26 protein-coding genes, 3 tRNA genes and 1 pseudogene are annotated in these 24,712 nt (G+C 67.0%); 20 read left to right on the top strand and 10 right to left on the bottom strand.

Annotated features, from left to right (window positions below; genetic code table 11):
• Positions 1 to 836 precede the first annotated feature (836 nt).
• The 3 genes and pseudogenes from E5S66_RS08710 to E5S66_RS08700 all read left to right on the top strand — a co-directional run bounded on the left by E5S66_RS08710 (position 837) and on the right by E5S66_RS08700 (position 3,141).
• Positions 837 to 1,838: a replication initiation factor domain-containing protein gene (locus tag E5S66_RS08710; RefSeq protein ID WP_171033512.1), complete on the top strand. Its 1,002-nt coding sequence runs from the start codon at positions 837 to 839 to the stop codon at positions 1,836 to 1,838.
• Positions 1,835 to 1,978, top strand: a pseudogene (locus E5S66_RS13925) (helix-turn-helix domain-containing protein); the annotation flags it as partial. The gene E5S66_RS08710 and the pseudogene E5S66_RS13925, both read left to right, overlap by 4 nt.
• A gap of 56 nt (positions 1,979 to 2,034) precedes the next feature.
• Entirely contained in the window at positions 2,035 to 3,141 is a 1,107-nt protein-coding gene (locus E5S66_RS08700; RefSeq protein ID WP_138348867.1) for a tyrosine-type recombinase/integrase, read from the top strand.
• Here E5S66_RS08700 and E5S66_RS08695 read toward each other — a convergent pair.
• Positions 3,104 to 3,180, bottom strand: a tRNA-Asn gene (locus tag E5S66_RS08695). The two genes, E5S66_RS08700 and E5S66_RS08695, sit on opposite strands and share 38 nt — an antisense overlap.
• A gap of 107 nt (positions 3,181 to 3,287) precedes the next feature.
• Positions 3,288 to 3,818, bottom strand: a complete 531-nt coding sequence (locus tag E5S66_RS08690) for a GspH/FimT family pseudopilin (RefSeq protein ID WP_171033511.1) — start codon at positions 3,816 to 3,818, stop codon at positions 3,288 to 3,290.
• Positions 3,819 to 3,990: 172 nt separating this feature from the next.
• On the opposite strand from E5S66_RS08690, the gene uvrB reads away from it, so the two are divergent.
• The 15 genes from uvrB to rfbD all read left to right on the top strand — a co-directional run bounded on the left by uvrB (position 3,991) and on the right by rfbD (position 17,827).
• Positions 3,991 to 6,039, top strand: coding sequence for an excinuclease ABC subunit UvrB (gene uvrB / locus E5S66_RS08685; RefSeq protein ID WP_138348865.1), 2,049 nt, complete (start codon positions 3,991 to 3,993; stop codon positions 6,037 to 6,039).
• Between the two features lie 133 nt (positions 6,040 to 6,172).
• Positions 6,173 to 6,247: transfer RNA gene (locus tag E5S66_RS08680), tRNA-Val, on the top strand.
• 244 nt (positions 6,248 to 6,491) lie between these two features.
• Positions 6,492 to 8,393 carry a threonine--tRNA ligase gene (thrS, locus tag E5S66_RS08675; RefSeq protein ID WP_138348864.1) on the top strand — a complete coding sequence of 634 codons (1,902 nt, stop codon included), beginning with the start codon at positions 6,492 to 6,494 and terminating at the stop codon, positions 8,391 to 8,393.
• Positions 8,394 to 8,483: 90 nt separating this feature from the next.
• Positions 8,484 to 9,008 (top strand): translation initiation factor IF-3, encoded by a 525-nt coding sequence (infC, locus tag E5S66_RS08670; RefSeq protein WP_246037199.1) that lies wholly within the window; start codon positions 8,484 to 8,486, stop codon positions 9,006 to 9,008.
• Positions 9,009 to 9,370: 362 nt separating this feature from the next.
• On the top strand, positions 9,371 to 9,568 hold the full coding sequence (gene rpmI / locus E5S66_RS08665) for a 50S ribosomal protein L35 (protein ID WP_027083463.1): 198 nt from the start codon (positions 9,371 to 9,373) through the stop codon (positions 9,566 to 9,568).
• An 11-nt stretch (positions 9,569 to 9,579) separates the two neighbouring features.
• A complete protein-coding gene (rplT, locus tag E5S66_RS08660; protein WP_028839021.1) occupies positions 9,580 to 9,939 on the top strand; it encodes a 50S ribosomal protein L20 in 360 nt (119 codons plus the stop codon).
• Positions 9,940 to 10,097: 158 nt separating this feature from the next.
• Positions 10,098 to 11,108 (top strand): phenylalanine--tRNA ligase subunit alpha, encoded by a 1,011-nt coding sequence (gene pheS, locus E5S66_RS08655; protein WP_138348863.1) that lies wholly within the window; start codon positions 10,098 to 10,100, stop codon positions 11,106 to 11,108.
• Positions 11,109 to 11,117: 9 nt separating this feature from the next.
• The gene (gene pheT / locus E5S66_RS08650) at positions 11,118 to 13,502 is read left to right on the top strand and encodes a phenylalanine--tRNA ligase subunit beta (RefSeq protein WP_138348862.1); all 2,385 of its coding nucleotides are present in this window, start codon (positions 11,118 to 11,120) and stop codon (positions 13,500 to 13,502) included.
• Between the two features lie 12 nt (positions 13,503 to 13,514).
• The gene (locus E5S66_RS08645) at positions 13,515 to 13,817 is read left to right on the top strand and encodes an integration host factor subunit alpha (RefSeq protein WP_028839024.1); all 303 of its coding nucleotides are present in this window, start codon (positions 13,515 to 13,517) and stop codon (positions 13,815 to 13,817) included.
• Positions 13,810 to 14,166 carry a MerR family transcriptional regulator gene (locus E5S66_RS08640; protein WP_138348861.1) on the top strand — a complete coding sequence of 119 codons (357 nt, stop codon included), beginning with the start codon at positions 13,810 to 13,812 and terminating at the stop codon, positions 14,164 to 14,166. The genes E5S66_RS08645 and E5S66_RS08640 overlap by 8 nt, the downstream gene beginning before the upstream one ends.
• 51 nt (positions 14,167 to 14,217) lie before the next feature.
• A tRNA-Pro gene (locus E5S66_RS08635) sits at positions 14,218 to 14,294 on the top strand.
• A gap of 107 nt (positions 14,295 to 14,401) precedes the next feature.
• Positions 14,402 to 15,457, top strand: a complete 1,056-nt coding sequence (rfbB, locus tag E5S66_RS08630) for a dTDP-glucose 4,6-dehydratase (RefSeq protein WP_138348860.1) — start codon at positions 14,402 to 14,404, stop codon at positions 15,455 to 15,457.
• Positions 15,454 to 16,371: a glucose-1-phosphate thymidylyltransferase RfbA gene (gene rfbA / locus E5S66_RS08625; protein WP_138348859.1), complete on the top strand. Its 918-nt coding sequence runs from the start codon at positions 15,454 to 15,456 to the stop codon at positions 16,369 to 16,371. Before rfbB ends, rfbA begins: the two co-directional genes overlap by 4 nt.
• A complete protein-coding gene (gene rfbC / locus E5S66_RS08620; protein ID WP_138348858.1) occupies positions 16,368 to 16,928 on the top strand; it encodes a dTDP-4-dehydrorhamnose 3,5-epimerase in 561 nt (186 codons plus the stop codon). The genes rfbA and rfbC overlap by 4 nt, the downstream gene beginning before the upstream one ends.
• A complete protein-coding gene (gene rfbD / locus E5S66_RS08615) occupies positions 16,925 to 17,827 on the top strand; it encodes a dTDP-4-dehydrorhamnose reductase (protein WP_138348857.1) in 903 nt (300 codons plus the stop codon). Before rfbC ends, rfbD begins: the two co-directional genes overlap by 4 nt.
• On the opposite strand, the gene E5S66_RS08610 is transcribed toward rfbD, so the two are convergent.
• From E5S66_RS08610 to E5S66_RS08580, 7 genes are all read right to left on the bottom strand, one after another.
• The gene (locus E5S66_RS08610) at positions 17,815 to 18,648 is read right to left on the bottom strand and encodes a M15 family metallopeptidase (protein ID WP_138348856.1); all 834 of its coding nucleotides are present in this window, start codon (positions 18,646 to 18,648) and stop codon (positions 17,815 to 17,817) included. The genes rfbD and E5S66_RS08610 overlap by 13 nt on opposite strands.
• A 97-nt stretch (positions 18,649 to 18,745) precedes the next feature.
• Positions 18,746 to 19,291: a hypothetical protein gene (locus E5S66_RS08605; protein ID WP_138348855.1), complete on the bottom strand. Its 546-nt coding sequence runs from the start codon at positions 19,289 to 19,291 to the stop codon at positions 18,746 to 18,748.
• Between the two features lie 2 nt (positions 19,292 to 19,293).
• The gene (locus E5S66_RS08600) at positions 19,294 to 20,610 is read right to left on the bottom strand and encodes an alpha/beta hydrolase (protein WP_138348854.1); all 1,317 of its coding nucleotides are present in this window, start codon (positions 20,608 to 20,610) and stop codon (positions 19,294 to 19,296) included.
• A 13-nt stretch (positions 20,611 to 20,623) separates the two neighbouring features.
• Positions 20,624 to 20,794, bottom strand: coding sequence for a DUF4177 domain-containing protein (locus E5S66_RS08595; protein WP_138348853.1), 171 nt, complete (start codon positions 20,792 to 20,794; stop codon positions 20,624 to 20,626).
• Positions 20,791 to 20,970 (bottom strand): type II toxin-antitoxin system antitoxin, encoded by a 180-nt coding sequence (locus E5S66_RS08590; protein WP_028839033.1) that lies wholly within the window; start codon positions 20,968 to 20,970, stop codon positions 20,791 to 20,793. The genes E5S66_RS08595 and E5S66_RS08590 overlap by 4 nt, the downstream gene beginning before the upstream one ends.
• 3 nt (positions 20,971 to 20,973) lie before the next feature.
• Positions 20,974 to 21,858 carry an SPFH domain-containing protein gene (locus E5S66_RS08585; RefSeq protein ID WP_138348852.1) on the bottom strand — a complete coding sequence of 295 codons (885 nt, stop codon included), beginning with the start codon at positions 21,856 to 21,858 and terminating at the stop codon, positions 20,974 to 20,976.
• Between the two features lie 92 nt (positions 21,859 to 21,950).
• Positions 21,951 to 22,862, bottom strand: coding sequence for an SdiA-regulated/phytase-like domain-containing protein (locus tag E5S66_RS08580; protein ID WP_138348851.1), 912 nt, complete (start codon positions 22,860 to 22,862; stop codon positions 21,951 to 21,953).
• 75 nt (positions 22,863 to 22,937) lie between these two features.
• Between E5S66_RS08580 and E5S66_RS08575 the strand changes: the two genes are divergently transcribed.
• Positions 22,938 to 23,282 (top strand): hypothetical protein, encoded by a 345-nt coding sequence (locus E5S66_RS08575; RefSeq protein ID WP_138348850.1) that lies wholly within the window; start codon positions 22,938 to 22,940, stop codon positions 23,280 to 23,282.
• A gap of 1 nt (position 23,283) precedes the next feature.
• On the opposite strand, the gene E5S66_RS08570 is transcribed toward E5S66_RS08575, so the two are convergent.
• The gene (locus tag E5S66_RS08570; protein WP_138348849.1) at positions 23,284 to 24,003 is read right to left on the bottom strand and encodes an arginyltransferase; all 720 of its coding nucleotides are present in this window, start codon (positions 24,001 to 24,003) and stop codon (positions 23,284 to 23,286) included.
• A gap of 111 nt (positions 24,004 to 24,114) precedes the next feature.
• Here E5S66_RS08570 and E5S66_RS08565 point away from each other — a divergent pair, with 111 nt between their 5' ends.
• Positions 24,115 to 24,699 carry an EF-hand domain-containing protein gene (locus E5S66_RS08565; protein WP_138348848.1) on the top strand — a complete coding sequence of 195 codons (585 nt, stop codon included), beginning with the start codon at positions 24,115 to 24,117 and terminating at the stop codon, positions 24,697 to 24,699.
• Positions 24,700 to 24,712 lie beyond the last annotated feature (13 nt).

Below are 24,712 nucleotides of genomic sequence, written 5' to 3'. Positions count from 1 at the left end.
TCGTCCACGCATACACCCGCGTCCGCATGGGCCGGCTGGAATACGTGTGTCAGCACTTCCGCTCGCCGCCCAGTACCTAACTTGGGTGGTGCCTCACGATGGAATTGGGGAGGGGCGTCGGTGAACCGACGCCCCAAGCGGTGCGATAGCCGGGTCGGCCATTTTTGGCGATCAACCTAGGAGCAGTTATGAGCAAAAAACAGAGCCCACCGGATTTCAGAAGCGCCAAGACTGGGCGTTTCGTAACCGAGAGCTATGCGAAGCGGCATCCTGCAACGACAGTCAAAGAGCACAATCCCCCTCCCAAGAAAGCCGGTAAGTAATCGAGGGAGCGTCTGAAAGGGCCCGCCGAAAGGCGGGCCCTTTTTTTGCGTTGTAGCAAGTGTTCGGCGTTATCCACGGAATCCACAGCCCATAGCCCGGGCGGCGGTTCGGCGGCTACGTCGAACCGAGCCGCCGAGCGGGTTGCTTCGCGGAGCGAAGCAAGGCTGCGGAGTCGGTGGGTAACGCTCGCTTGACGGCCTAGCACCTGGCATGGCAAGTTCGCCTGACACAAGCAGTTACATTGCATTGAGTCTCCGGCGCGTTGGCAGATGGCGTCGGGACGGTTCCGAAAGGGATCGTTGAATCGCGGGACCACCGGCCTTGGTCGATGTGGAGCTACCGCAGCCCAGACAGGCACGGACCAGAAATAGGCAGGGTCCGCGCTGAGACGGCAAATAACCTTCCTGACAGGGCCTGCCCCCTCCTTGTGATTTCCCGCAGCCATGCGGCGGAGTCATTTGGGCGCCCTCAAGCCTTGCCGTGACTCCTCCGCGCAGACCGGAGTCACGATCATGTCAACGAGTCAAACCTTACCCTTGCCGCAAGCCGCGGCCTGCGCGGGCGCGCGTGTCGAGCGCGAGAGCGCGGGCGGCGGCGCTAGCGGGTGCGAGCCCCGTCCAGTAACACGGGGCGAAAGTCCCTCACGGGATCAGTCAACAGCGCATATCGACTGGTTCGCCTGCACGTTCCTGCCGGGTAGTGCGGGACTGGCAATCGTCGAATCCGTTTTCCTCCTTCCTCGATCCGACTGGGAGGAGCGTCCAAGCGGGTGGCAGGGCTACGACCACCGCATCGACCTCGGTGGCTTCGGGCTACTCGGTCATGGCGGTGAGCATCAACGCGGCACGGTGCACCTCGAGCTCAACGCGCATGGCTGTGCGCGCATCGAAGATTGGAACGCGGTGCGCGTGTGGTGTGAAGCCTATGGCGTGAGGATCACGCGCGTCGATCTGGCCCACGATGATTTCACAGGTCAGACGGTGAGCATCGCCAAGGCGCGGGCATGGTTTGATGAGGGGCAGTTCAATACGGGCGGGCGCACGCCCTATGCGCGACTGGTGGACGATCTCGGATCGGACAAGGGCAAAACGCTTTACGTCGGTCAGCGCCAGAACGGCAAGCTCTGTCGGGTGTACGAGAAGGGCAAGCAGCTAGGGGACCCGCAAAGTCCTTGGTGCCGTGTCGAGGTCGAGTTCCGGGGCAAGTCCCGGATCATTCCGCACGACGTCCTCTTGAGGGCCAGCGATTACCTTGCGGGCGCATACCCCTGCCTCGCGTACCTCTCGCAGCGTCAGGACAAAGTACGGACCCTCACGAAGGCGGCCGAGATCAGCTACACCCGAATGGTCGAGTGCTTGCGGAGCCAATACGGTCCCGCGCTCAACGTGATGCTCGGGGTTGAGGGTGGCGATCCGTTCGCCGTCCTCGAGCAGGCCATGCGTCCCGGCACCCCGAAGCGTCTCGAGCATCTGCCACTCGGCGCACTCAAAGGTTCGCAGGACAACGTGCGGTGAAAACCCTCACCCTGCAAGAAGCCGCCGAGGTTCTGAAGCTGCACCCGGTCACGGTTGCGGAGCGTGCAGCCGATGGGCGTATTCCCGCCGCCAAGCTTGGCCGGCGCTGGGTGTTCATCGAGGATGACCTGATCGACTACGTTCGGGCACACTACAAACGGCGAGCGTTGCAGGGTGACAGCTCGGAGATTTCAGAATGTCACTCTACAAACGCAAGGACTCACCGTACTGGTGGGTCAAGCTCACGGTTAGCGGTCATCGCGTGTCGGAAAGCACTGGGACTGCCAGTAAGCGGCAAGCTCAGGAGTACCACGACAAGCGGCGGGCGGAACTGTGGGAGCAGCAACGGCTCGGCGTAAAGCCGCGCCGCTCGTGGGATGAGGCAGTTCTTCGCTACTTGGATGAGGAGGTGAAGAAGAAGTCAGTCAACGATGACAAGCTGCATCTTCGGTGGTGGCAACCTCGGCTCGAGGGCATGGACCTGACCCAGATCACGCGCGACGTGGTGGACAGGTACAAGCAGGAAAGCCAGCGCAGCGGACTCAGCGATGCCACGACGAACCGGCGCCTTCAGGTGCTACGCGCAATCCTCAGGCGGGCCGCCTTGGAGTGGGAATGGCTCGACCGTGTGCCTCGGTTCCGGCTGTTGAAGGAACCACAGGGCCGCGTTCGCTACCTGACGCGTGAGGAGGCCGGGCGCTTGCTGGCAGAGCTACCGGAGCACCTGCGGGCCATGGCGCGCTTCTCGTTGGCCACAGGGCTGCGTCAGGGCAACGTCAAGGGGCTGCGGTGGGCAAAGGTCGATCTGGACCGCCAAAGCGCTTGGGTGGAGGCCACGGAAGCCAAGGGCAAGAAGGCGATTCCTGTTCCGCTGAATGCCGAAGCCATGCGGGTCATCGAAGAACAGTTGGGAAAGGACCCTGAGTGGGTGTTCACGTTCCGGGGTCGGCCAATCGAGTTCAAGACCAGCACGAAGGCATGGCGAAAGGCCCTGAAGCGCGCTGGGATCGAGAACTTCCGCTGGCACGATCTCCGGCACACGTGGGCAAGCTGGCATGCACAGGGGGGAACCCCGATGCATGTCCTCCAGAAGCTTGGCGGATGGCAGACGCCCGCGATGGTGCAACGCTACGCGCACCTCGGGATGGATGACCTGAAGCGCTACGCGGAGCAGGTACGAATGCAGGAGTCCCCACCCGGCTACGTTCTGGCTACGCCGGAAAAAACTAAGGGCCGCCGAAGCGACCCTAAGTCATTGAAATATTTGGCGCCCGAAGTTGGACTCGAACCAACGACCCCCTGATTAACAGTCAAGTGCTCTAACCGGCTGAGCTATTCGGGCGAGGTCGCGCATTGTATGCGGGTCGTTGCGGTTGGGCAAGCGGGTGCGCGCGAAATTTTGCGCTGCCGGTCGGTGGTTGCGGCGGGTGCCCGGCGGCCCGCCGCGGTTCAGCGCGGGCAAGGGAGTGACGTCGTCGGCCGCTCCGTGCGCGGCCGGCCAACGTTGTTGACGATGACCCGGCCGAGCAGTTCGCCGCCTTGGCTGCAGATGGAGAGCGTCAGGTTGCTGCCGCCGCTGGTGCCATCGGGCAGGTAGCGCAGCTGCTGGCGCCCGGCGTTGCTGATGATGCGGAGGTGGCGGCTGGTGGGCTGCCGGTCGACGCGCAGGATGGCGTCGGTGGCGTCGGCCTGCCGGTTGCCGTCCTGGTCCACGAACAGCAGCCAGCCGGGGCTCCAGTCGGTGCCGGCGTCGCAGCGGGCGCCATCGCTGCTCGGGCAGAGCACCGTGCGGCGGCCGTGGTTGACGGCTGCCATGCGGGCGAGCTGCATGTGTGTGACCAGCGAGGACGCGACAGTGGTAGCGCGATATCGCTCCAGCAGTGCGTTCATCGGCGATGCCGCGACCCCGGCGACGATGGCCAGGATGGAGGTGGTGGCCAGTAGCTCGATCAAGGTGAATCCGGCAGGGCGTTTGGGCATGGCGGTGCTCCGGCAGGTGGGCACAGCCTGGGCTGCCCGCGCCGGCGGCGACATCGGCAGGTGGCGGGTGGACGGGTCGGAAAAGTCCCCGGCCGGACCGTGGGTTTTTCCGTGACGGACGACGTCATGGCGGCGGCGTAAACTCGCAGGTTGCCTTGTTGCGCGCCGCCAGATGACCCAGTCCGTCCCGTCCGACCTCGACCTGACCACCGCGTCCGCCGGCTTCCAGTTGGTGTCGCCGTATTCGCCCGCGGGCGACCAGCCGCAGGCCATCGAAAAACTCGTCGCCGGTTTCGAAAGCGGGCTGGCCAAGCAGGTGCTGCTGGGTGTCACCGGCTCGGGCAAGACCTACACCATCGCCAACATGATCCAGCAGGTGCAGAAGCCGACCCTGGTGATGGCGCCCAACAAGACCCTGGCGGCGCAGCTGTACGGCGAGTTCAAGGCGTTCTTCCCGCACAACTCGGTGGAATATTTCGTCAGCTACTACGACTACTACCAGCCGGAAGCCTACGTCCCGTCCAGCGACACCTACATCGAGAAAGACAGCTCGATCAACGACCACATCGAGCAGATGCGGCTGGCCGCGACCAAAGCGCTGCTGTCGCGGCGAGACACCATCGTCGTCGCCTCGGTGTCCGCGATCTACGGCCTCGGTGCGCCCGAAGACTATCTGGCGATGCGATTGATCCTGTCGCGCGGCGAACGCATCGACCAGCGCGAGCTGCTGCGCCACCTGACCACGCTGCAGTATTCGCGCAACGAGATGGTGCTGGACCGCGGCACCTTCCGCGTGCGCGGCGAAACGGTGGACGTGTTTCCGGCCGAATCGGACCTGGAGGCGCTGCGCATCGAGCTGTTCGACGGCGAGATCGAGCAGCTGTCGATGTTCGACCCGCTGACCGGCGAGATCCTGCGCCGGTTGCCGCGCTACGTGATCTATCCGAAGACCCATTACGCCACCCCGCGCGAGCGCACCCTGAGCGCGGTGGACACGATCAAGGCCGAGCTGCGCGAGCGTCAGGAACAGCTGTACGCGGCGAACAAGCTGGTCGAGGTGCAGCGCCTGAGCCAGCGCACCCAGTTCGACCTGGAAATGATGGCCGAGGTGGGCTACTGCAACGGCATCGAGAACTACTCCCGCCACCTGACCGGGCGCGCGCCCGGCGACCCGCCGCCGACCCTGTTCGACTACCTGCCGGCGGACGCGCTGCTGGTGATCGACGAATCGCACGTGACCATTCCGCAGATCGGCGCGATGTACAAGGGCGACCGCTCGCGCAAGGAGACGTTGGTGGAGTTCGGCTTCCGCCTGCCGTCGGCGCTGGACAACCGGCCGCTGAAGTTCGAGGAATGGGAGGCGCGCGCGCCGCGCAGCGTCTACGTTTCGGCCACGCCAGGCCCCTACGAATTGCGCGAGGCCGGCGACGAGATCATCGAGCTGGTGGTGCGCCCGACCGGGCTGGTGGATCCGCCGGTGGAAATCCGCCCGGTGGCCACGCAGGTGGACGATCTGCTCAGCGAGATCCGCGCGCGGGTGGCGCTGGAAGACCGCGTGCTGGTCACCGTGCTGACCAAGCGGATGGCCGAGAACCTCACCGAATACCTGTCCGAACACGACGTGAAGGTGCGCTACCTGCATTCCGACGTGGACACGGTGGAGCGGGTGGAGATCATCCGCGACCTGCGGCTGGGCGTGTTCGACGTGCTGGTCGGCATCAACCTGCTGCGCGAGGGACTGGACATGCCGGAGGTCTCGCTGGTCGCCATCCTCGATGCCGACAAGGAAGGCTTCCTGCGCAGCACCGGCTCGCTGATCCAGACCATCGGCCGCGCCGCCCGCAACCTGCGCGGCAAGGCGATCCTGTACGCCGACCGGGTCACCAATTCGATGCGCGCCGCGCTCGACGAGACCGACCGCCGCCGCAGCCGGCAGGTGGAATACAACGCCGAACACGGCATCACCCCGCAGTCGGTGCAGCGCGCCGTGCGCGACGTGATGGAGGGCGCGCGCGCGGAACCGGGCGAGTTGAAGGGGCGCGGCAAGGCCAAGCGCGTGGCCGAGCCGGAGCTGGAATACCTGCGGCTGTCGCCCGCGCAGCAGGCGGCGCGACTCAAGGAGCTGGAGCAGAAGATGCACCAGCACGCCCGCGACCTCGAGTTCGAGGATGCGGCGCGGGTGCGCGACCAGATCCGCAGGCTGCGCGAGGCGAGTTTGTAGTGGAAAGGGGGGGGCAGAGTGGCTTTTCGCTCCGGAAAAGCCACTCTGACCCCCTTTCCTTCCCTTTCCTTGCCTTTTCTTCCGTTTTCTCTTGTCGACGCAGGATTTGTCAGGCTACAATTCGCGCCCCTTCGGGCGGTTAGCTCAGCGGTAGAGCACTACCTTGACATGGTAGGGGTCACAGGTTCGAACCCTGTACCGCCCACCACGCCAGCTCTCAAACATGGAGCGCCGGCGTGGCAACGAAACGGAGAGAGGTGGCCCGCGGCAACGCCGGCCGAGCGTGCGACATGGACACTACCGGCGCCCACTGCTGATCCTGCCGACGCATTCGCGCTCCCTTCAATGTGGATGATCGAAAAGGCGCCTCGGCGCCTTTTTTCGTTTTGTTCGTTCGTCCCTGAACCAAGAGTCCCGCCGCCGCGGCCGGGCTTTCCAGAAGAGCAAATCCCATGATCTCGATCACGCTCCCCGACGGCTCCCAGCGCCAGTTCGATGCTCCCGTGTCCGTGCAGGACGTTGCCGCCTCCATCGGCGCGGGCCTGGCCAAGGCCACCCTGGCCGGGAAGGTGGACGACCGGCTGGTCGACGCCAGCCACGTCATCGACCATGACGTGGCGCTGTCCATCATCACCGACAAGTCGCCGGAGGCGCTGGACATCCTCCGCCACTCCACCGCGCACCTGCTGGCGCAGGCCGTGCAGCGCCTGTTCCCCGGCGCGCAGGTCACCATCGGCCCGGTGATCGACAACGGCTTCTATTACGACTTCGCCTTCGAGCGCCCGTTCACGCCGGAAGACCTGCCGGCGATCGAGGCGGAAATGCAGAAGATCGTCAAGGAAGCGCTGCCGGTCAGCCGCAGCGTCAAGTCGCGCGACGACGCGGTGGCCTTCTTCAAGGGCATGGGCGAGGCCTACAAGGCCGAGATCATCGAAAGCATCCCGGCCGATCAGGCGCTGTCGCTGTATTCGCAGGGCGAGTTCACCGACCTGTGCCGCGGTCCGCACGTGCCCGGCACCGACAAGCTGCGCGCGTTCAAACTCATGAAGGTGGCCGGCGCCTACTGGCGCGGCGACCATAACAACCAGATGCTCAGCCGCATCTACGGCACCGCCTGGCTGAACGACAAGGACCTCAAGGCTTACCTGCACCAGATCGAGGAAGCCGAGAAGCGCGACCACCGCAAGATCGCCAAGGTCCAGGACCTGTTCCACCTGCAGGAAGAGGGTCCGGGGCTGGTGTTCTGGCATCCCAAGGGCTGGAGCATCTGGCAGACCGTCGAGCAGTACATGCGCAAGGTCTACCGCGACACCGGCTACGGCGAGGTGCGCTGCCCGCAGATCCTCGACGTGGAGCTGTGGAAGAAGTCCGGCCACTGGGACAATTACAAGGACAACATGTTCTTCACCGAATCGGAGAAGCGCACCTATGCGCTGAAGCCGATGAACTGCCCCGGCCACGTGCAGGTGTTCAACCAGGGCCTGCACAGCTACCGTGACCTGCCGATCCGCTACGGCGAGTTCGGCGCCTGCCACCGCAACGAACCGTCCGGCGCGCTGCACGGCATCCTGCGCGTGCGCGGCTTCACCCAGGACGACGGTCACGTGTTCTGCACCGAAGGCCAGATCGAATCCGAGGTGCGTGCGTTCCACGCGCAGGCGCTGAAGGTGTATTCCGACTTCGGTTTCAGCGACATCCAGATCAAGATCGCGCTGCGCCCGGATTCGCGGCTGGGCGACGATGCCACCTGGGACAAGGCCGAGGATGCGCTGCGCAACGCGCTGCGTGCTTCCGGCGTGGAATGGGAGGAGCTGCCGGGCGAGGGCGCGTTCTACGGCCCGAAGATCGAGTACCACCTGAAGGATGCGATCGGCCGCACCTGGCAGCTGGGCACCATGCAGGTGGACTTCATGATGCCGGGCCGGCTGGGCGCGGAATACGTGGACGAACACAGCCAGCGCCGCCACCCGGTGATGCTGCATCGTGCCATCGTGGGCTCGATGGAGCGATTCATCGGCATCCTGATCGAACATCACGCCGGCCAGTTCCCGGCCTGGCTGGCCCCGGTGCAGGCGATTGTGATGAATATCACCGATGCGCAGGCCGATGCCGTGGAAGAGGCGCGGAAAACCCTTGCGAATCAAGGATTCCGGGTTGTTTCCGATTTGCGGAACGAAAAAATCGGCTATAAAATCCGCGAGCACACGCTGCAGCGCGTGCCGTACCTGCTGGTGGTCGGTGACCGCGAGAAGGAAAATGGCATGCTCTCGGTGCGTACGCGGGGTGGGGAAGACCTTGGCAGCATGACCGTTGACGCCTTCGCCGCCAGACTGCGGGAAGAAGGCGCCGGCTGACCGCCCCGCCTGTTCGTGCAAACCCGCCCATCGGTTCCGGAACCGGTGGGCGAACCGGCCCGCAGGGGCCAACCCTTGGAGACAGCCACAATCAGCATCCCTGACAACAAGCAGAACCGGCGGAACGGCGAAATCCGCGTCCCGCGCGTACGCGTCATCGGCAGCGACGGCGAAATGATCGGCGTGCTCTCGCGCGACGAAGCGCTGCGCATGGCCGAGGAAGAGGAACTCGACCTCGTCGAGATCCAGCCCAACGCGGATCCGCCGGTCTGCAAGATCATGGACTTCGGCAAGTTCAAGTTCGAACTGCAGAAGAAGGCCAACGAAGCCAAGAAGAAGACCAAGCAGGTCGAGATCAAGGAAGTGAAGTTCCGTCCGGTCACGGACGAGGGCGACTACCAGATCAAGCTGCGCAAGATGCGCGAATTCCTGCTGGAAGGCGACAAGATCAAGGTCAACATCCGCTTCCGTGGCCGCGAGATGAGCCACCAGGAACTGGGCCGCGAGATGGCGGCGCGGATCGAGGGCGATCTTGGCGAAGACATCGTCATCGAATCGCGTCCGCGCCTGGAAGGGCGACAGATGGTGATGATGATCGCGCCGAAGAAGAAGTAAGGCGCGCGGCCGGTCGCCCGCAGGGGCGGCCGGTGTGGTGGCCGGACGGACGAGCGCGGCATCGGTTGGCTGGCCGCGAAGCGGACCCCGACGGAGCCCGCCAAGTCGCTCCCCGATACTCGCTTGGTTGGCGGGCCCCGCCGGGGGCCGCTTCGCAACTCAAGGCGATTTGAGAGTTATCGGGAAATCCGCCATAATGCGCGGCCCGGTTCGCCGGGGTTGCAGTCAGTTGTACTCATGGACCCGCCCAGATCCGTTTCGGATCAAGGGCTTACCCACCGGTCGGGCAGGATGGAAAGCGTGGTGGCGCCGCAAGGCAACACCGCCGCCCAGGCCAGTTCTAGATTTCGCAAGGATTCCCAATGCCCAAGATCAAGACCAATCGGGCGGCGGCCAAGCGCTTCCGGAAGACCGCTTCCGGCAAGTACAAGTGCGGCCACGCCAACAAGAGCCACATCCTCACCAAGAAAGCGACCAAGCGGAAGCGCAACCTGCGGCAGACGAACCATGTTCGTGCCGAGGACGCGGGCCGTCTGGACCGCATGCTGCCGTATTTGTGAGGAGATAAGAAATGGCACGAGTCAAACGTGGTGTTACGGCGCGCGCGCGCCACAAGAAGGTTCTGAAGGCTGCCAAGGGCTACTACCACGCCCGCCGCAAGGTCTTCCGCGTCGCCAAGCAGGCCGTCACCAAGGCCCTGCAGTACGCATACATCGGCCGCAAGCAGAAGAAGCGCCATTTCCGCACCCTGTGGATTGCGCGTATCAATGCTGCTTCCCGCGCCAACGGCATGAGCTACAGCCGCTTCATGAACGGCCTGCTGAAGGCCGGCATCACCTTGGACCGCAAGGTGCTGGCGGACATTGCCGTGCACGACGCAGCTGCTTTTACCGCCCTGACCGAAAAGGCCAAGGGCGCTTTGGCGGCTTAAGCCGTCACTCCACAGCAGTTGTAGCGGCGGCTTCGGTCGCCATCACGTGGGGAAGGGCGCAAGTCCTTCCCCATGTTTGTTTTTGTGGCACTGAATTCTTCGTGTCATTCCCGCAAGGGCGGGAATGAGGACGCAGTGGTCCTGGAGTCATCAAGCACATGAGCGATATCGAATCCCTGTCCGCCGCGGCGCTGTCCGAGATCAAAGCCGCGGCGACCCCCGATGCGCTGGAAGCCCTGCGCGTGGCGCTGCTGGGCAAGAACGGCAGCATCACCGCGCAACTGAAGGCGCTTGGCGCGCTGCCGGGCGACCAGCGCAAGGCCGCGGGCGAGGCGATCAACCGCGCCCGCGACGTGATCGGTGAGGCGCTCGCCACGCGCAAGACCGCGCTGGACGCCGCCGCGCTGGACGCGCGCCTGGCCGGCGAATCGATCGACGTGACCCTGCCCGGCCGCGGTGCCGCCCGCGGCGGCGTGCACCCGGTCAGCCGCACGCTGGAGCGCATCAGCGAGATCTTCGGGCGGCTGGGCTACGAGTCCGCCGACGGCCCGGAAATCGAGGACGACTGGCACAACTTCGAGGCGCTGAATTTCCCGCCGCACCACCCGGCGCGCGCCATGCACGACACCTTCTATTTCCCGGACGGCCGCCTGCTGCGCACCCACACCTCCGGCGTGCAGATCCGCTACATGCAGGACCTGCTGGCGCGCGGCGGGCAGCCGCCGCTGCGCATGATCGCGGCCGGCAAGGTCTATCGCAGCGATTCCGACCAGACCCACACGCCCATGTTCCACCAGGTGGAAGGCCTGCTGGTGGACGAACACGCCAGCTTCGCCGACCTCAAGGGCACGTTGGTGGAATTCGTGCGCGCGTTCTTCGAGCGCGACTTCGAGATGCGCTTCCGTCCGAGCTACTTCCCCTTCACCGAGCCGTCGGCGGAGGTGGACATCGCCTGGCAGCAGGCCGATGGCAGCACCCGCTGGCTGGAGGTGCTGGGCTGCGGGATGGTGCACCCGAACGTGCTCAGGAGCGTGGGCATCGACCCGGAGAAGTACACCGGCTTCGCCTTCGGCCTCGGCGTCGAGCGCTTCGCCATGCTGCGCTACGGCGTGGATGACCTGCGTTCCTTCTTCGACAACGACGTGCGCTTCCTGCGCCAGTTCGCCTGAGGTAGTGCGATGAAATTCTCCGAGAACTGGCTGCGCCAGCACGTCAAGACCACGGCGACGCGCGAAGAACTGGCCGCCACCCTGACCGCCATCGGCCTGGAAGTGGAAGAGCTGACCCCGTTGGGCGAAGCGCTCGATGGCGTGGTGGTGGCGAGGATCCTGTCCGCCGAAAAGCATCCGCAGGCCGACAAGCTGCAGGTCTGCCAGGTGGACGCCGGCTTGGATGCGCCGCTGCAGATCGTCTGTGGTGCGCCCAATGCGCGCGCGGGGCTGGTGGCGCCGCTGGCCACCATCGGCACCACGGTGGGCACGCTGACCATCAAGGCTGCCAAGCTGCGCGGCGTGGATTCCAACGGCATGCTGTGCTCGGCGAAGGAGCTGGGCATCGATGCCGATGCTTCGGGCCTGCTGGAGCTGCCGGACGATGCGCCGGTGGGCACGCCGCTGGCCGATTACCTGGGCCTGCCGGACGCGGCCATCGAACTCAAGCTCACCCCCAACCGCGCCGACTGCTTCGGCGTGCGCGGCATCGCCTTCGACGTGGCGGCAGCCACCGGCTGCGAGGTGGAACCGCTGCAGGCCGAGCCGGTGGCGGCGGTCAGCGACAGTGCGATGGCGGTGGAATTGAACGCGGGCAGCGATGCGCCGCGCTTCGTCGCCCGCGTGATCGAGGGCGTGGACCCGGCGGCGAAGACGCCGGTGTGGATGGCGCAGCGGCTGGTGCGCAGCGGCGTGCGCCCGGTCAGCTTCCTCGTCGACGTCACCCAGTACCTGATGCTGGAGCTCGGCCAGCCGATGCATGCCTACGACCGCGACCTGCTCAAGGGCCCGGTCGGCGTGCGCCATGCGCGCGCTGGCGAAGCCGTGACGCTGCTCAACGGCGACGAAGCGAAGCCGGACGCTGGCTTCCTCGTCATCACCGACGCCGACCGCGTGGTCGGGCTGGCCGGGATCATGGGCGGCAACGACACCAAGGTGGGCGAAGCGACCCGCAACGTGTTGCTGGAAGCCGCGCACTTCGCGCCTTCGGCCATCATCGGCCGCAGCCGCAAGCTGGGCCTGCATACCGATGCCGCGCACCGTTTCGAGCGTGGCGTGGACCCGGAGCTGCCGCGGATCGCCATCGAGTGCGCCACCCGCCTGATCCTCGACATCGCCGGCGGCAAACCGGGTCCGGTGCAGGAAGCGCTGCTGGCCGAACACCTGCCGCAGCCACAGCCGGTTCTGCTGCGCCGCGCGCGGCTGGCGCGCGTGCTGGGCACGCAGGTCGCGGACGCGGAAGTGACGCGCATCCTCACCGCGCTTGGGCTGGCGGTGGAAGCCATCGCTGACGGGTGGCAGGTGACGCCGCCGGCGCGCCGCTTCGACCTCGCCATCGAGGAAGACCTGATCGAGGAAATCGCCCGCATCCACGGCTACGACGCGATTCCGGCCACCCTGCCGGGCGGCTCCACCCGGCTGATCGCGCCCAGCGAAAGCCGCAGCAGCGAACACGACCTGCGTCGCCAGCTGGTGGCGCGCGACTATCTTGAGGCGATCAACTTCGCCTTCGTCGATGCCGATCTGCTGAAGACGTGGCAGCTGGACGCCGGCGGCGTCGCGCTGGCCAATCCGCTCAGCGCCGAGCTGGGCGTGATGCGCACCCGCCTGCTGCCAGGGTTGGCGGCGGCGCTGGCGCGCAACGTGGCGCGCCAGCAGCCGCGCGTGCGCCTGTTCGAGCTGGGCCGCACGTTCGCGGCGAGCGAAGACGCGCCGCAGGAGACCCGCCGCGTCGCCGCCGTTGCCTGTGGCAAGGCCGCCGCCGAGCAGTGGGGCGTGGCCGACCGCGCGCTCGATTTCCACGACATCAAGGGCGATCTGGACAGCCTGGCCGCGCTGTCCGGCGCGGTGCTGGAATACCGCGCCTCAAAGCAGCCGTTTGCCCATCCGGGCCGCAGCGCAGACGTCTATCGTCTCGATGAAGCGGGCGAAGGCGCGTGCATCGGCTGGATCGGCCAATTGCATCCGCGCCTGCAGCAGGCGCTGGGCCTGGACGTGGATGTCTACGGCTTCGAACTGGCGCTGGACGCGCTGCTGGCGCGCCCGCTGCCGCGCGCCAAGGCGCTGTCGAAGTATCCGTCCGTCCGCCGGGATCTCGCGTTCGTCGTCCCGGAAGCGGTGTCGTGGGCGGCCATGAAGGCGACCGCGGAAACCGCCGCGGGCCCGATCCTGCGCGAGCTGCGGCTGTTCGACCGCTATGCCGGCAAGGGCATCGAATCGGGTTTCAAGAGTCTCGCCATCGGCTTGATTTTGCAGGATGAATCGCGCACGCTGGAGGATCGTGACGTGGATGCGGTGCTGGCAGGCGTGATTGCCGCGCTGGGCAAGGAGCACGGCGCGAGCATGCGGGGCTGACAGGGGGCGGTAATGGCGTTGACGAAGGCGGAAATGGCCGAAAAGCTGTACGAGGAAGTCGGCCTGAACAAGCGCGAGGCCAAGGAGTTCGTGGATGCGTTCTTCGACGCACTGCGCGAAGCGCTGGAGCAGGGGCGGCAGATCAAGCTGTCCGGTTTCGGCAATTTCGACCTGCGCCGCAAGAACCCGCGCCCCGGCCGCAACCCCAAGACCGGCGAGGAAATCCCGATTTCCGCCCGCACCGTGGTCACCTTCCGTCCCGGCCAGAAGCTGAAGGAACGCGTGGAAGCCTTCGTCGGGGGCGTCCATGCTTGATCCCGGCAGCAACCGCGAGCTTCCGCCGATCCCGGCCAAGCGCTACTTCACCATCGGCGAAGTCAGCGAGCTGTGCGAGGTCAAGCCGCACGTGCTGCGCTACTGGGAAACCGAGTTCCCCAGCCTGGAGCCGTCCAAGCGCCGCGGCAACCGCCGCTACTACCAGCGACACGACGTGCTGATGGTGCGGCAGATCCGCAGCCTGCTGTACGAACAGGGCTACACCATCGGTGGTGCCCGCCTGCGCCTGGAGGGCGAGGACGGCAAGCAGGAATCGGCGTTGAGCAACCAGATCGTCCGCCAGGTGCGCGTCGAGCTGGAGGAAGTGCTGCAGATCCTGCGCCGCTGAAGCCGCCTCGCCGAAAGCGGGCGGGCTCGGGTATAATCGCCGGCCAATCTTCGGGGTATAGCGCAGCCTGGTAGCGCACTTGTCTGGGGGACAAGTGGTCGTCGGTTCAAATCCGGCTACCCCGACCAAACACGCGTTTCGGCCATGCCGGAACCGCTTCCGAAACCCCGCCTTTCAGGCGGGGTTTTCGCGTTTGGGCGATACTTGCAAGCTGCATCACAGGGATCGTTCACGCATGACGACATGGTTGGTTACCGGCGGCGCCGGTTTCATCGGTGGCAATTTCGTGCTGGAGGCAGTGGCGCGCGGCATCAAGGTGTTGAACCTCGACGCGCTGACCTACGCCGGCAATCGCGACACCTTGGCATCGATCGAAGGCGACCCGAACCACGTGTTCGTGCACGGCGACATCGGCGACCGCGCGCTGGTGGCGCAGCTGCTGGCCGACCACCGGCCCGACGCAGTGGTGAACTTCGCCGCCGAGAGCCACGTCGACCGCTCCATCGATGGCCCGGCCGCGTTCATCCAGACCAATGTGGTCGGCACGCTGGCGCTGCTGGAAGCGGTGCGCGATTACTGGAAGGCGCTTGAAGGCCGGTCGAAGGACGGCTTCCGCTTCCTGCACGTGTCCACCGACGAGGTGTACGGCACGCTGGGCGAAACCGGCCTGTTCACCGAGACCACGGCGTACGCGCCGAACTCGCCGTATTCGGCGTCGAAGGCCGCGTCCGACCATCTGGTGCGCGCCTTCCACCACACCTACGGGCTGCCGGTGCTGACCACCAACTGCAGCAACAACTACGGTCCGTACCACTTCCCCGAGAAGCTCATCCCGCTGGTGATCGCCAAGGCGCTGGCCGGCGAGCCGCTGCCGGTGTACGGGGATGGCAAACAGGTGCGCGACTGGCTGTTCGTGGCCGACCATTGCGAGGCCATCCGCACCGTGCTGGCCAAGGGCCGGGTGGGCGAGACCTACAACGTCGGCGGCAATGCCGAGAAGCAGAACATCGAGGTGGTGAAGGCGATCTGCGCGCTGCTGGACGCGCGCCGTCCGCGCGAGGATGGCAAGCCGCGCGAATCGCAGATCACCCATGTTGCAGACCGCCCCGGCCACGACCGCCGCTACGCCATCGACGCCAGCAAGCTGCGCGATGAGCTGGGCTGGGCGCCGAAGTACAGTTTCGAGCGAGGTATCGCCGAGACGGTGGACTGGTACCTCGACAACCAGCCGTGGGTGCAGCGCGTCCTCGACGGCTCCTATCGCCTTGAGCGGATCGGGGTGGCGGCATGAGCCCGGTGAGCAGTGGCGGCCGCAAGGGCCCGCTTCGAAAGGGAATTGTCCTTGCCGGCGGCAGCGGCACCCGGCTGTATCCGATCACCCAGGCGATCAGCAAACAGCTGCTGCCGGTGTACGACAAGCCGATGATCTATTACCCGCTCAGCGTGCTGATGCTGGCGGGCATCCGCGAGGTGCTGATCATCAACACCCCGCACGAGCAGGCCTTGTTCCAGCGCCTGCTGGGCGACGGCTCGCAATGGGGCATGAAGATCGAATACGCGGTGCAGCCGAGCCCGGACGGGCTGGCGCAGGCGTTCCTGATCGGTCGCGAGTTCCTGGCTGGCGGGCCGTCCTGCCTGGTGCTGGGCGACAACATCTTCCACGGCCACGGCCTGACCGACCTGCTCCAGCGCGCGGATGCGCGCGAGCACGGCGCCACCGTGTTCGGCTACTGGGTGCGCGATCCGCAGCGTTATGGCGTGGCGGAGTTCGATGCCGACGGCAAGGTGGTGGGTCTGGAGGAAAAGCCCGCGAAGCCGAAGTCCAGCTACGCCGTCACCGGCCTGTATTTCTACGACGGTCGCGTCTGCGATTACGCCGCTCAGCTTGCACCGTCGCCGCGCGGCGAGCTGGAAATCACCGACCTCAACAAGTGCTACCTCGACGACGGCAGCCTGCATCTGGAGAAGATGGGGCGAGGCTATGCCTGGCTCGACACCGGCACCCACGAATCGCTGGTGGAGGCTTCCACCTTCATCGAGACGATCGAGGCACGGCAGGGGCTGCGGGTGTGCTGCCCGGAGGAAATCGCCTTCTTCAACGGCTGGATCGATGCCGGGCGCCTGCGTGAATTGGCGGAGCCGCTGGCGAAGAACGGCTACGGGCAGTATCTGTTGGGGCTGGCGGAGCAGGGACGCGTCGCGTGAAGATCATCGAAACGAATCTGTCCGGCTGCGTGGTGATCGAGCCGGCCGTGCACGGCGACGAGCGCGGCTTCTTCTACGAGGGCTGGAACGCGCAGCGCTTCGCCCAACACGGCCTGCCCACCGCATTCGTGCAGCACAACGTCAGCCGCTCGCAGAAGGGCGTGCTGCGCGGCCTGCACTACCAGTGGCCGGACAACGTGCAGGGCAAGCTGGTCAGCGTGCTGGAGGGAGAGGTGTTTGATGTGGCGGTGGACATCCGTCGCGGCTCGCCGACCTTCGGCCGGCATGCCGCGGCGATCCTGAGCGCCGACAACAAGCGGCATTTCTGGGTGCCGGAAGGCTTCGCCCACGGCTTCCTGGTGCTCAGCGAGACGGCCCTGTTCACCTATCTGTGCACCGCGCCCTACGACCGCGCCAGCGACAACTCGCTGCGCTGGGACGACCCCGCGCTGGCCATCGACTGGCCGCTGGCGGAAGTCTCGCTCTCGGCCAAGGACGCGGCCGCGCCGCTGCTGGCCGACATCGCGCCGGAACGGCTGCCGCAGTACCCCGCATGAAGCTGCTGTTGCTGGGCGGCAACGGCCAGGTCGGGCGCGAGCTGCGGCGCGCGCTGCCGGCGCTGGGCGAAGTGGTGGTGGCCACGCGCGCGGGCGCCGAGGGCGCGCTTGCCGCCGATTTCGACGTGCCCGACAGCGTGGGCGAACTGGTGCGGCGCATCGCCCCCGACGTGGTGGTCAATGCGGCCGCCTACACCGCGGTGGACCGCGCCGAAAGCGAGCCGGACGCCGCGTTCCGGGTCAATGCGTTGGCGCCTGCAGCCATCGCGCAGGCCTGCGCCGCGACCGGTGCGCTGCTGCTGCATTACTCCACCGACTACGTGTTCGACGGCAGCGCGTCACGCCCGTATCGCGAGGACGATGCCACCGCGCCGCTGGGCGTCTACGGCGCCAGCAAGCTGGCCGGCGAGGAAGCGGTTCGCGCCAGCGGCGCGCGTCACGCGATCCTGCGCACGGCGTGGGTGTACGCCGCGCGCGGCAAGAACTTCCTGCACACCATGCTGCGGCTGGCGCACGAACGCGACGAGCTGCGCGTGGTCGGCGACCAGATCGGCGCGCCGACGCCGGCCGCGTGGATTGCCGATGCCAGCGCGCGGATCATTGCGCAGGGCCTGCCGGCATCCGGCACCTGGCATCTGGTTGCCGCCGGCGAAACCAGCTGGCACGGGTTCGCCGAGGCGATCATGGACGAGGCACTGGCGGCAGGCCTGCTGGCGCGCGGTCCGCGCGTGCTGCCGATCACCACGGCGGACTATCCGACGCCGGCGCGTCGCCCCGCCTATTCCGTCCTCGACACCAACCGCCTGCGCAAGGATTTCGGCATCACCGCGCCGGACTGGCGCGACGGGATGCATGCGGTGATCGCCGAGCTTGCCGCGAGTCGCGCCTACGCGGCCTGATTGAAGTTGGCGTAGAAGCGCCAGTGCCACGGCTCGTACACGATGCCGTGCGGGTTGTCGCGCGGATAGCTCATCGAAAACCCGTAGCCGCCCGCGTTGTCGCGTAGCCAGCCGAACGCCGGCGTGCGCTCGAACGATTCTTCTGCAGGCGGTTCGTCCGTGCTGCCGATGTCCAGCGCCAGCCCGGAGTGGTGCTCGGAAAAACCCGGGGCGGCATTGACTGCGAGGATCTCCTCCACCGTCAGCCCGCGCGCCAGCTTGCGCGCGAAAATGCCCAGCTGATAGTCGTGGCTGCGATAGCCGGAGATCGCTTCCAGCACGATGCCGTCGGCCAGCGCGGCATCCCGCAGGTGCCGCCAGGCGCGGGCGGCGTCGATGCGCAGCCACAGCGGGCGCTGCCAGCGGTCGAAGTCCGCCAGCGCCAGCCAGTCCGGTTCATGGGTGAGCGTCAGGCAGGTGCGCGTGGCATAAGCGTCGGCATCCAGCCCAAGCGCGGCCAGTCGCTGGTGCAGGCGATGCAGCGGCAGCGTATCGACGTGTTCAAGGCCATTGCGGCGATGCGCAGGATGCGTGCCCAGTGCGCGCATCGCCGCGACCATTCCGGGTTCGCGCTGCAGGCCGGGCCGCAGCGGATGCAGGCCATCCTCCAGCTCGGCGGCCAGCCACGCGCCGTCGCGCTTGCGCCGCAGCACGCGGCGGGCGCGGGCGAGCAGGCGGGCGTGGCCATTGCCGCGCGCGCGCAGCAGGCCGGCCGGCCACAGTTCGATATCCGCCGTGTTGAGCAGCACGGCACGGAGCGGGAGCGGGGGCGTTCGCGACATGCTGCAAGCATAGACCGGAGGGACGCGACCGGCTGCGAATCAGCAATCCGATCTGCCCGCGCGGGCCGCAACCGACCCTGCGCCTGCATGGCGTTCGCTATGTCTTGCGCAGCGCGTCCAGCAGCGCCTGCGGCCGCTCCAGGCTGAGCAGGAGGTGATGCTTGCCGTCACGCTGCGGCAGCCACAGCACCCGCTGGCGCTGGGTCAACAGGCAGAAGGCGCTGCCCAGCCCGTTGCGCATGCGGAAATGGCCGGCGCTGAAGCCGATGGTGGCGTAGCCGTTGCTTTTCAGCCCGGGACGCAGCTCGGTGCGCTCCTCCAGATCCACCACCCGCGCGCGCTGCAGATCCAGTTCCGAGGCGGCGACGCGCTTTGTGTACATCGTGGCGCGAATGCAGAGCACCCCGTTTTGCCATTCCACCGCGCGCCTGCGCATCAGCAAAAGCAGGCCGATGAGCAGGACGATGACGAAGCCGGCCGGGAATGCCAATCCCCAGCGTGCCATTTCCCCTTGCGCCGCGCCTTGCCACAGCGCGTATCCCATCGCGGCCAGCGGAAAAACCCCCGCAAGCAGGATCATCGACAGCGGTGCCCACAGGCTGGGCGGGCTGACTTCGAAGCGCTGCGGCAATGCCGTGGCCATCTTCAGTGCGCCTGCAGCCAGCGGGCCACATCAATGATCAGCTGCGAATCGACGTGCCCCGGCTGCTGGTATTCGGCCAGCGAACCTTCGCCTTCGCCGGCGATGCCGAGGTGGTTGAGCTTGCCGTACAGCTTGAACGTGACCTTGGGGTCGCGGTCGAAGGCGCTCTTCCAGTGTTGCCAGTCGGCGTCCACCACCTGGATGTCGCGCGCGCCCTGCAGCACCAGCATCGGCAGCTTCACCTGTTGCGCTTCGGCCACCGCGTCCACGCCATCGATGCTGCGCCAGTAGCCCACGGGCAGGCCCATCGGCCCCTTCGTCGCGACATCGGTGGCCGCTGCGCGAGTGGTCTGCACCTGCCGGATCAGCGCGTTGATCGCGTCGCGCTCGGCATCGCTGGTGTTGCCGTCGTCGAGCACGGCGAGGCGGCGGTTCTGTTCGATCAGGATGTCCAGCAGCGGCCGCGCCGGTGCGGCCAGCAGCACCAGGCCGGCAACGTGGCCCGACATCGCGGCGATGCGCGGCGCCATCATCCCGCCCTGGCTGTGGCCGAGCACGAACAGGCGCTCGGGATCGATGCCTTCGATCTTGCGCAGGGCGTCCACCGCCAGCACCGCATCGAAGGTGGTTTCCTCGTCCACGCCGAACTGGCCGCCGGTGAAGTCCTGCGGGCGTGCCTTGGTGCGCTTGTCATAGCGCAGCACGGCGATGCCCTGCGCGGCCAGGCCGCGGGCGATGTCGAGGAAGGGCTTGTTCGGGCCGATGGTTTCGTCGCGGTCGTGCGGGCCGGAGCCGTGCACCAGCACGATGGCGGGGACCAGTTTTGCAGGGGCCTGCCCATCGTCCTTCGGCAGCGCCAGCGTGGCGGGCAGGGCGCGCTCGCCATCGCCGACCGTCAGCTCGCGTTCGACGTAGGAAGCATCGGCAGCCACCGCCGGTGCAGGCGCGGCAGACTGCGCCGGTTGCACCACGAAGCCGGCGATCTTGCCTTCGGCGTCGATGGTGAAGGTCGCCACCAGCTCGGCCTTTTCATAATGCAGCGGGACTTTCACCCGCGTCGCGTCGCCCTGCGCGGACACGGCGGCTTCGCCGCGCCCGGTGGCCTTGCCGACCTGCGCCGGCAGCGATTCCCACACCGCCTTCAGTTTGTCCGCCGGCACCGCCGCGGCCATCTGCGCGCCGAACAGCGCCTCGACCTGCGCGTAGTCGCCGGCGTCGAGACGGTCCAGTGCCTGCCTGGCGAGCGCGGCCGGATCGGCGGATTGCGCGCTGGTGCCCGCGGACAGCGCGAGCGAGCTTGCGAGGAGCAGGGAAAGCATCGCTGGGCGCATCTCAGGCTTCCTTCTTCAGGTAAAGATTGACGTTCATGCCGTTCTGGATCACCGACACCAGCTCCCAGCCCTGCTGGCCGAGCGATGCCAGGGTGGCTTCGATCTGTTCCGGCTTCAGCCCGAGGAACTGCGGCTTGACCAGCACCACCTTGTACAGCCAACGCTTGCTCACGCTTCATCCTCCGGTTTCGATTTTGGCGCGGGCATCCGCCCGGCCTTGCGCAGCGCGTCGCGCAACACGTATTCGATCTGCGCGTTGAGGCTGCGGAGTTCGTCGTCCGCCCAGCGCTGCGCCGCTGCCAGTACCTCGGCGTTGATGCGCAGCGGATAGGCTTTCTTCTCGGACATGGCTCAGTACAGCGTGCCGGCGTTGACGATGGGCTGGGTGCTGCGCTCGCCGCAGAGCACCACCAGCAGGTTGCTGACCATCGCCGCCTTGCGCTCCTCGTCCAGCTGCACCACGCCGTTCTTCTGCAGCTCGGCCAGCGCCATTTCGACCATCCCCACCGCGCCGGCGACGATCCGCGTGCGCGCGGCGATGATGGCGTTGGCCTGCTGGCGCTGCAGCATGGCCTGGGCGATTTCCGGTGCGTAGGCAAGATGGCTGATGCGCGCGTCGAGCATCTGCACGCCGGCATCGGCCAGCCGCTCCTGCAGTTCGTTCAGCAGATGCAGGCTGATCTCGGCGGCGTGGCTGCGCAGCGACAGCTGGCCTTCCTCGTGCTGGTCGTAGGGGTAGCTGGTGGCCATCGCCCGCAGCGCGGATTCGGACTGGATGTGGACGAAGCTTTCGTAGTCGTCCACGTTGTAGACGGCCTCGGCGCTGTCCTGCACCTGCCAGACGATGACCGCGGCAATCTCGATGGGACTGCCGTCGAGCTCGTTGACCTTGAGCTTGCCGGATTCGAAGTTGCGCACCCGCAGCGAGATCTTCTTCTTGCTGAAGAACGGGTTGTTCCAGCGCAGGCCGTCGGTCTTGACCGTGCCCACATAGCGACCGAACAGGCTCAGTACCGCCGCCTGGTTGGGCTCGACCTTGTACAGGCCGATCAGGCTGAGAAAGGACAGCGCGCCCAGCAGCAGGCCGCCCAGGATGCTGGCACCGGAGGCGACGCCAAGGTTGTCCGGGTCCGGGCCGATGCCGGTGGCGACCAGCCACACCGAGACCACGGCCACGGCGATGACCGCCAGCAGGAACGGGATGCCGGGCAGCGAGGAAACGGGATTCTCTTTCATGGTGGGCCCCAAGGTTCGTGTGCTGTATTGATATCAAAATGATATCAGCCCATGCAAGTGGGGCCCGACAAACGGTCAGCCGCGGGACCGGCTCATTGTTGCGGGACGAGGTAAAACAGCGGCGCCGGGCCGAATTCGCCGGTCGCATACAACCCGCCGCCGCCCGCGCTCCAGGCCAGCGCCTCGGCCTGCGGGATAGGCGGGATGTCGTGCGCTTCGGGCGCCCGGGCGGTGGCGTCCGCCCAGCTTTGGCCTTCACTGCGGCGATAGAACAGCACGCTGCCGTAGGTCAGCACCGCCAGGCTGCGGCGGTCGGGTGCGATGTCCGCGGCGGTGACCTGCGAGAACAGCGCCGCCAGTTTCGGATCCTTGCGCCGCAGCTCCTCGCTCACCTGCGGCACGCCGGCCAGCCGGCCGATCCGGCGCGCCTCCACCACGGCGCCGCGCGGGTCGGCCAGCGGCAGCGAGAACAGTTCCGGCGGCACCCGCTTTTTCGACACCAGCAGCACCTGCCCGGCGGCGGCGTCCACCGCCACCGCCTCGCAGTCGCGTGGGCCGTCCGGCCAGCGTGCGTGGATCGTCCACGCCGGCTTGAGCTTGCCGTTGGCCAGTTTGGCCGGTTCCTCGAATACATGCAGGGTGAAGCCACGGCGCCGCCCGGCGTTGTCCCCGGTGTCTGCCACCAGCAGATAGCGGCGGCCGCCCAGCTCGAAGCTGGACAGGTCTTCCCAATCGTGGTTCTTGGCGCCTTCGACCTCGTAACGGGCCAGCAGGCGGCCGCGCCGGCTGATGGCGAACAGGCGGGCGGGGTTGCCGCCGTCATTGATCGCCCACAGCACGCCGTCGTGGACGTGCGACGCGGCCAGGCCGCTGATTTCGCCCAGCTGGCCGCTGGTCACCAGCCCGGCCAGCCGCGCGAACGGCAGCGACGGCGGCGCACAGGCGACGATGCCGAGCAGCAGCGCGGCCAGGAGCGAGATCCGCGGGAGGAGCGAAATCGGCATCCGCACAGGATCGCATGGCCTGCCCGCCGGACGAAGCACATCCGGCCATCACCGCAGGTATGCAAGGATGTCTGAATGAGCGAATGGTCCGGATATGCCGTGTTCTTCTTCCCCCCCGCGCTGGAAGCGCTGGGCGATGCCGTCAAGCCCTACCTGCAGGAGGGGCCGGCGGGGCCGTTCGTGCAGTGTCGTGAGGTTGACACCGGCGGCGCCTTCATCGAGATGACCCTGGAGGGTCGCGCCCCGGACGGACGCGCGGTGGACCTGGAGCTGATGGTGCCGGGCAACATGGTGCGGATGATCGTGTCGGTGCGCAGCGATGCCGAATTCGGTTTTTACGACCGCAATCGCGGCGGCGCGGTGACGCTGGAACCCGGCATGCCGCCGGTGTCGCCGACGGAACCTGCAGCCAAGCCCTGAATCAGGCTTCCAGCCGCCGCCAACCGCGGCCGTCGAAGCCTTCCAGCGGACGGAAGCGCCGCTTGTAGTCCATCTTCGGGTGGCTGGCGATCCAGTAACCCAGGTACAGGTGCGTGCGGCCGTCGCGACGCGCCCATTCCAGCTGGCGCAGCACGCCAAGGGTGCCGAGACCGCGCGCCGCTTCGTCCGGCTCGTAGAAGGTGTAGACCGCCGACAGCGCTTCCGGCGCCAGATCGGTGACCGCCACCGCCAGCAGCCGGTGGCTGGCGCGTTCGCGCAGCTCCAGGAAGCGGCTGTCGTTCCACGCGCCGATCAGGAACTGCTCGAACTCGTGCGCGCCGTGGTCGTCCATGCCGCCGCCGGGGTGGCGGGCAGACAGATAGCGCCGATACAGCGCCAGGTATTCGTCGGTGCAGGCCGGTGCGACCACGTGCGCGTCCACATCCGCATTGCGGGCCAGGCAGCGCCGCTGGCTGCGGTCGGGAACGAAGGCGGCCACCGGCACCCGTACCGGCACGCAGGCGCGGCAGCCGCTGCAGCTCGGGCGATAGACGATGTCGCCGCTGCGACGGAAGCCCCACGCCAGCGCGGTCGGATAGAGCTTCGGCAGGCGTTCGTCGCGCGGGTCCAGCACCAGGTCGCGGGCTTCGCGGCCCGGCCAGTAACCGCAGGGGTGCGGAGTGCTGTGGAACAGTCGCAGGTTGTCGTCGTCGCTGCCCATGGCCGCAGGATAGCGCCGACGTTCAGCGGCGGGCAGGCTTGCGCGGTCAACCGCGGCGACGCAGCGGCGTTTTCCATGACAAGCCCGGTTGGTGCCGGGAGGAGACGACCCATGAAGAAGTTGCACATCCTGACCCTGGCCATCGCCGCCGCGCTGGTTTCGACCCTGGCGTTCGCCCAGACCGCCGCGCCGCGCATGCAGGCCAAGCCCGACGCCAACGCTGATGGCGTGATCACCAAGGAAGAGGCTGCGAAGTTCCCGCGCCTTGCGGAGAAGTTCGCACAGCTGGACAAGGACAAGGACGGCAAGTTGAGCGGCGGGGAGCTGCCGATGCATCGCGCCGGAATGCGCGGGCAGGCGGGTGGCATGCGTGGCCAGCACGACGGCATGCGCGCGCTGGACAGCGATGGCGACGGCCGCATCAGCCGCGCCGAGATGCAGGCCGGCAAGAGCGGCATGGACCAGCGTTTCGCGCAGATGGACGTGAACAAGGATGGGTACATCGACAAGGCGGATCGTCAGGCGCGCATGGCCCAGCGACGCGCGGAGTGCTTCGGCAAGGCCGATGCCGACAAGAATGGCCAGCTCAGCCGCGCCGAGTTCGACAGGATGGGCGAGGTGTGCGGCCACGGCCGCGACGGAAAAGCGGGGCGGATGTCGCACGACGGCCATCCGGCGCAGATGCCGAAGCGTTGAATCGGAGGCACCG

Source organism: Thermomonas fusca, assembly GCF_005862345.1.
GTDB classification, from domain to species: Bacteria; Pseudomonadota; Gammaproteobacteria; order Xanthomonadales; family Xanthomonadaceae; genus Thermomonas; species Thermomonas fusca.
This window is presented reverse-complemented; position numbering and strand designations above follow the sequence as displayed.

Bases quoted from the DNA above. Each gene is read 5' to 3' on its own strand.
- E5S66_RS08575 (WP_138348850.1), top strand. From the start codon at position 22,938: ATGAGCGAATGGTCCGGATATGCCGTGTTCTTCTTCCCCCCCGCGCTG.
- pheT (WP_138348862.1), top strand. From the start codon at position 11,118: ATGAAATTCTCCGAGAACTGGCTGCGCCAGCACGTCAAGACCACGGCG.
- uvrB (WP_138348865.1), top strand. From the start codon at position 3,991: ATGACCCAGTCCGTCCCGTCCGACCTCGACCTGACCACCGCGTCCGCC.
- rfbD (WP_138348857.1), top strand. From the start codon at position 16,925: ATGAAGCTGCTGTTGCTGGGCGGCAACGGCCAGGTCGGGCGCGAGCTG.
- E5S66_RS08690 (WP_171033511.1), bottom strand. From the start codon at position 3,818: ATGCCCAAACGCCCTGCCGGATTCACCTTGATCGAGCTACTGGCCACC.
- E5S66_RS08565 (WP_138348848.1), top strand. From the start codon at position 24,115: ATGAAGAAGTTGCACATCCTGACCCTGGCCATCGCCGCCGCGCTGGTT.
- pheS (WP_138348863.1), top strand. From the start codon at position 10,098: ATGAGCGATATCGAATCCCTGTCCGCCGCGGCGCTGTCCGAGATCAAA.
- rplT (WP_028839021.1), top strand. From the start codon at position 9,580: ATGGCACGAGTCAAACGTGGTGTTACGGCGCGCGCGCGCCACAAGAAG.
- E5S66_RS08590 (WP_028839033.1), bottom strand. From the start codon at position 20,970: ATGTCCGAGAAGAAAGCCTATCCGCTGCGCATCAACGCCGAGGTACTG.
- E5S66_RS08700 (WP_138348867.1), top strand. From the start codon at position 2,035: ATGTCACTCTACAAACGCAAGGACTCACCGTACTGGTGGGTCAAGCTC.
- E5S66_RS08605 (WP_138348855.1), bottom strand. From the start codon at position 19,291: ATGGCCACGGCATTGCCGCAGCGCTTCGAAGTCAGCCCGCCCAGCCTG.
- E5S66_RS08610 (WP_138348856.1), bottom strand. From the start codon at position 18,648: ATGTCGCGAACGCCCCCGCTCCCGCTCCGTGCCGTGCTGCTCAACACG.
- rfbA (WP_138348859.1), top strand. From the start codon at position 15,454: ATGAGCCCGGTGAGCAGTGGCGGCCGCAAGGGCCCGCTTCGAAAGGGA.
- thrS (WP_138348864.1), top strand. From the start codon at position 6,492: ATGATCTCGATCACGCTCCCCGACGGCTCCCAGCGCCAGTTCGATGCT.
- E5S66_RS08645 (WP_028839024.1), top strand. From the start codon at position 13,515: ATGGCGTTGACGAAGGCGGAAATGGCCGAAAAGCTGTACGAGGAAGTC.
- E5S66_RS08580 (WP_138348851.1), bottom strand. From the start codon at position 22,862: ATGCCGATTTCGCTCCTCCCGCGGATCTCGCTCCTGGCCGCGCTGCTG.
- E5S66_RS08710 (WP_171033512.1), top strand. From the start codon at position 837: ATGTCAACGAGTCAAACCTTACCCTTGCCGCAAGCCGCGGCCTGCGCG.
- E5S66_RS08600 (WP_138348854.1), bottom strand. From the start codon at position 20,610: ATGCTTTCCCTGCTCCTCGCAAGCTCGCTCGCGCTGTCCGCGGGCACC.
- rfbB (WP_138348860.1), top strand. From the start codon at position 14,402: ATGACGACATGGTTGGTTACCGGCGGCGCCGGTTTCATCGGTGGCAAT.
- E5S66_RS08585 (WP_138348852.1), bottom strand. From the start codon at position 21,858: ATGAAAGAGAATCCCGTTTCCTCGCTGCCCGGCATCCCGTTCCTGCTG.
- E5S66_RS08570 (WP_138348849.1), bottom strand. From the start codon at position 24,003: ATGGGCAGCGACGACGACAACCTGCGACTGTTCCACAGCACTCCGCAC.
- rpmI (WP_027083463.1), top strand. From the start codon at position 9,371: ATGCCCAAGATCAAGACCAATCGGGCGGCGGCCAAGCGCTTCCGGAAG.
- E5S66_RS08640 (WP_138348861.1), top strand. From the start codon at position 13,810: ATGCTTGATCCCGGCAGCAACCGCGAGCTTCCGCCGATCCCGGCCAAG.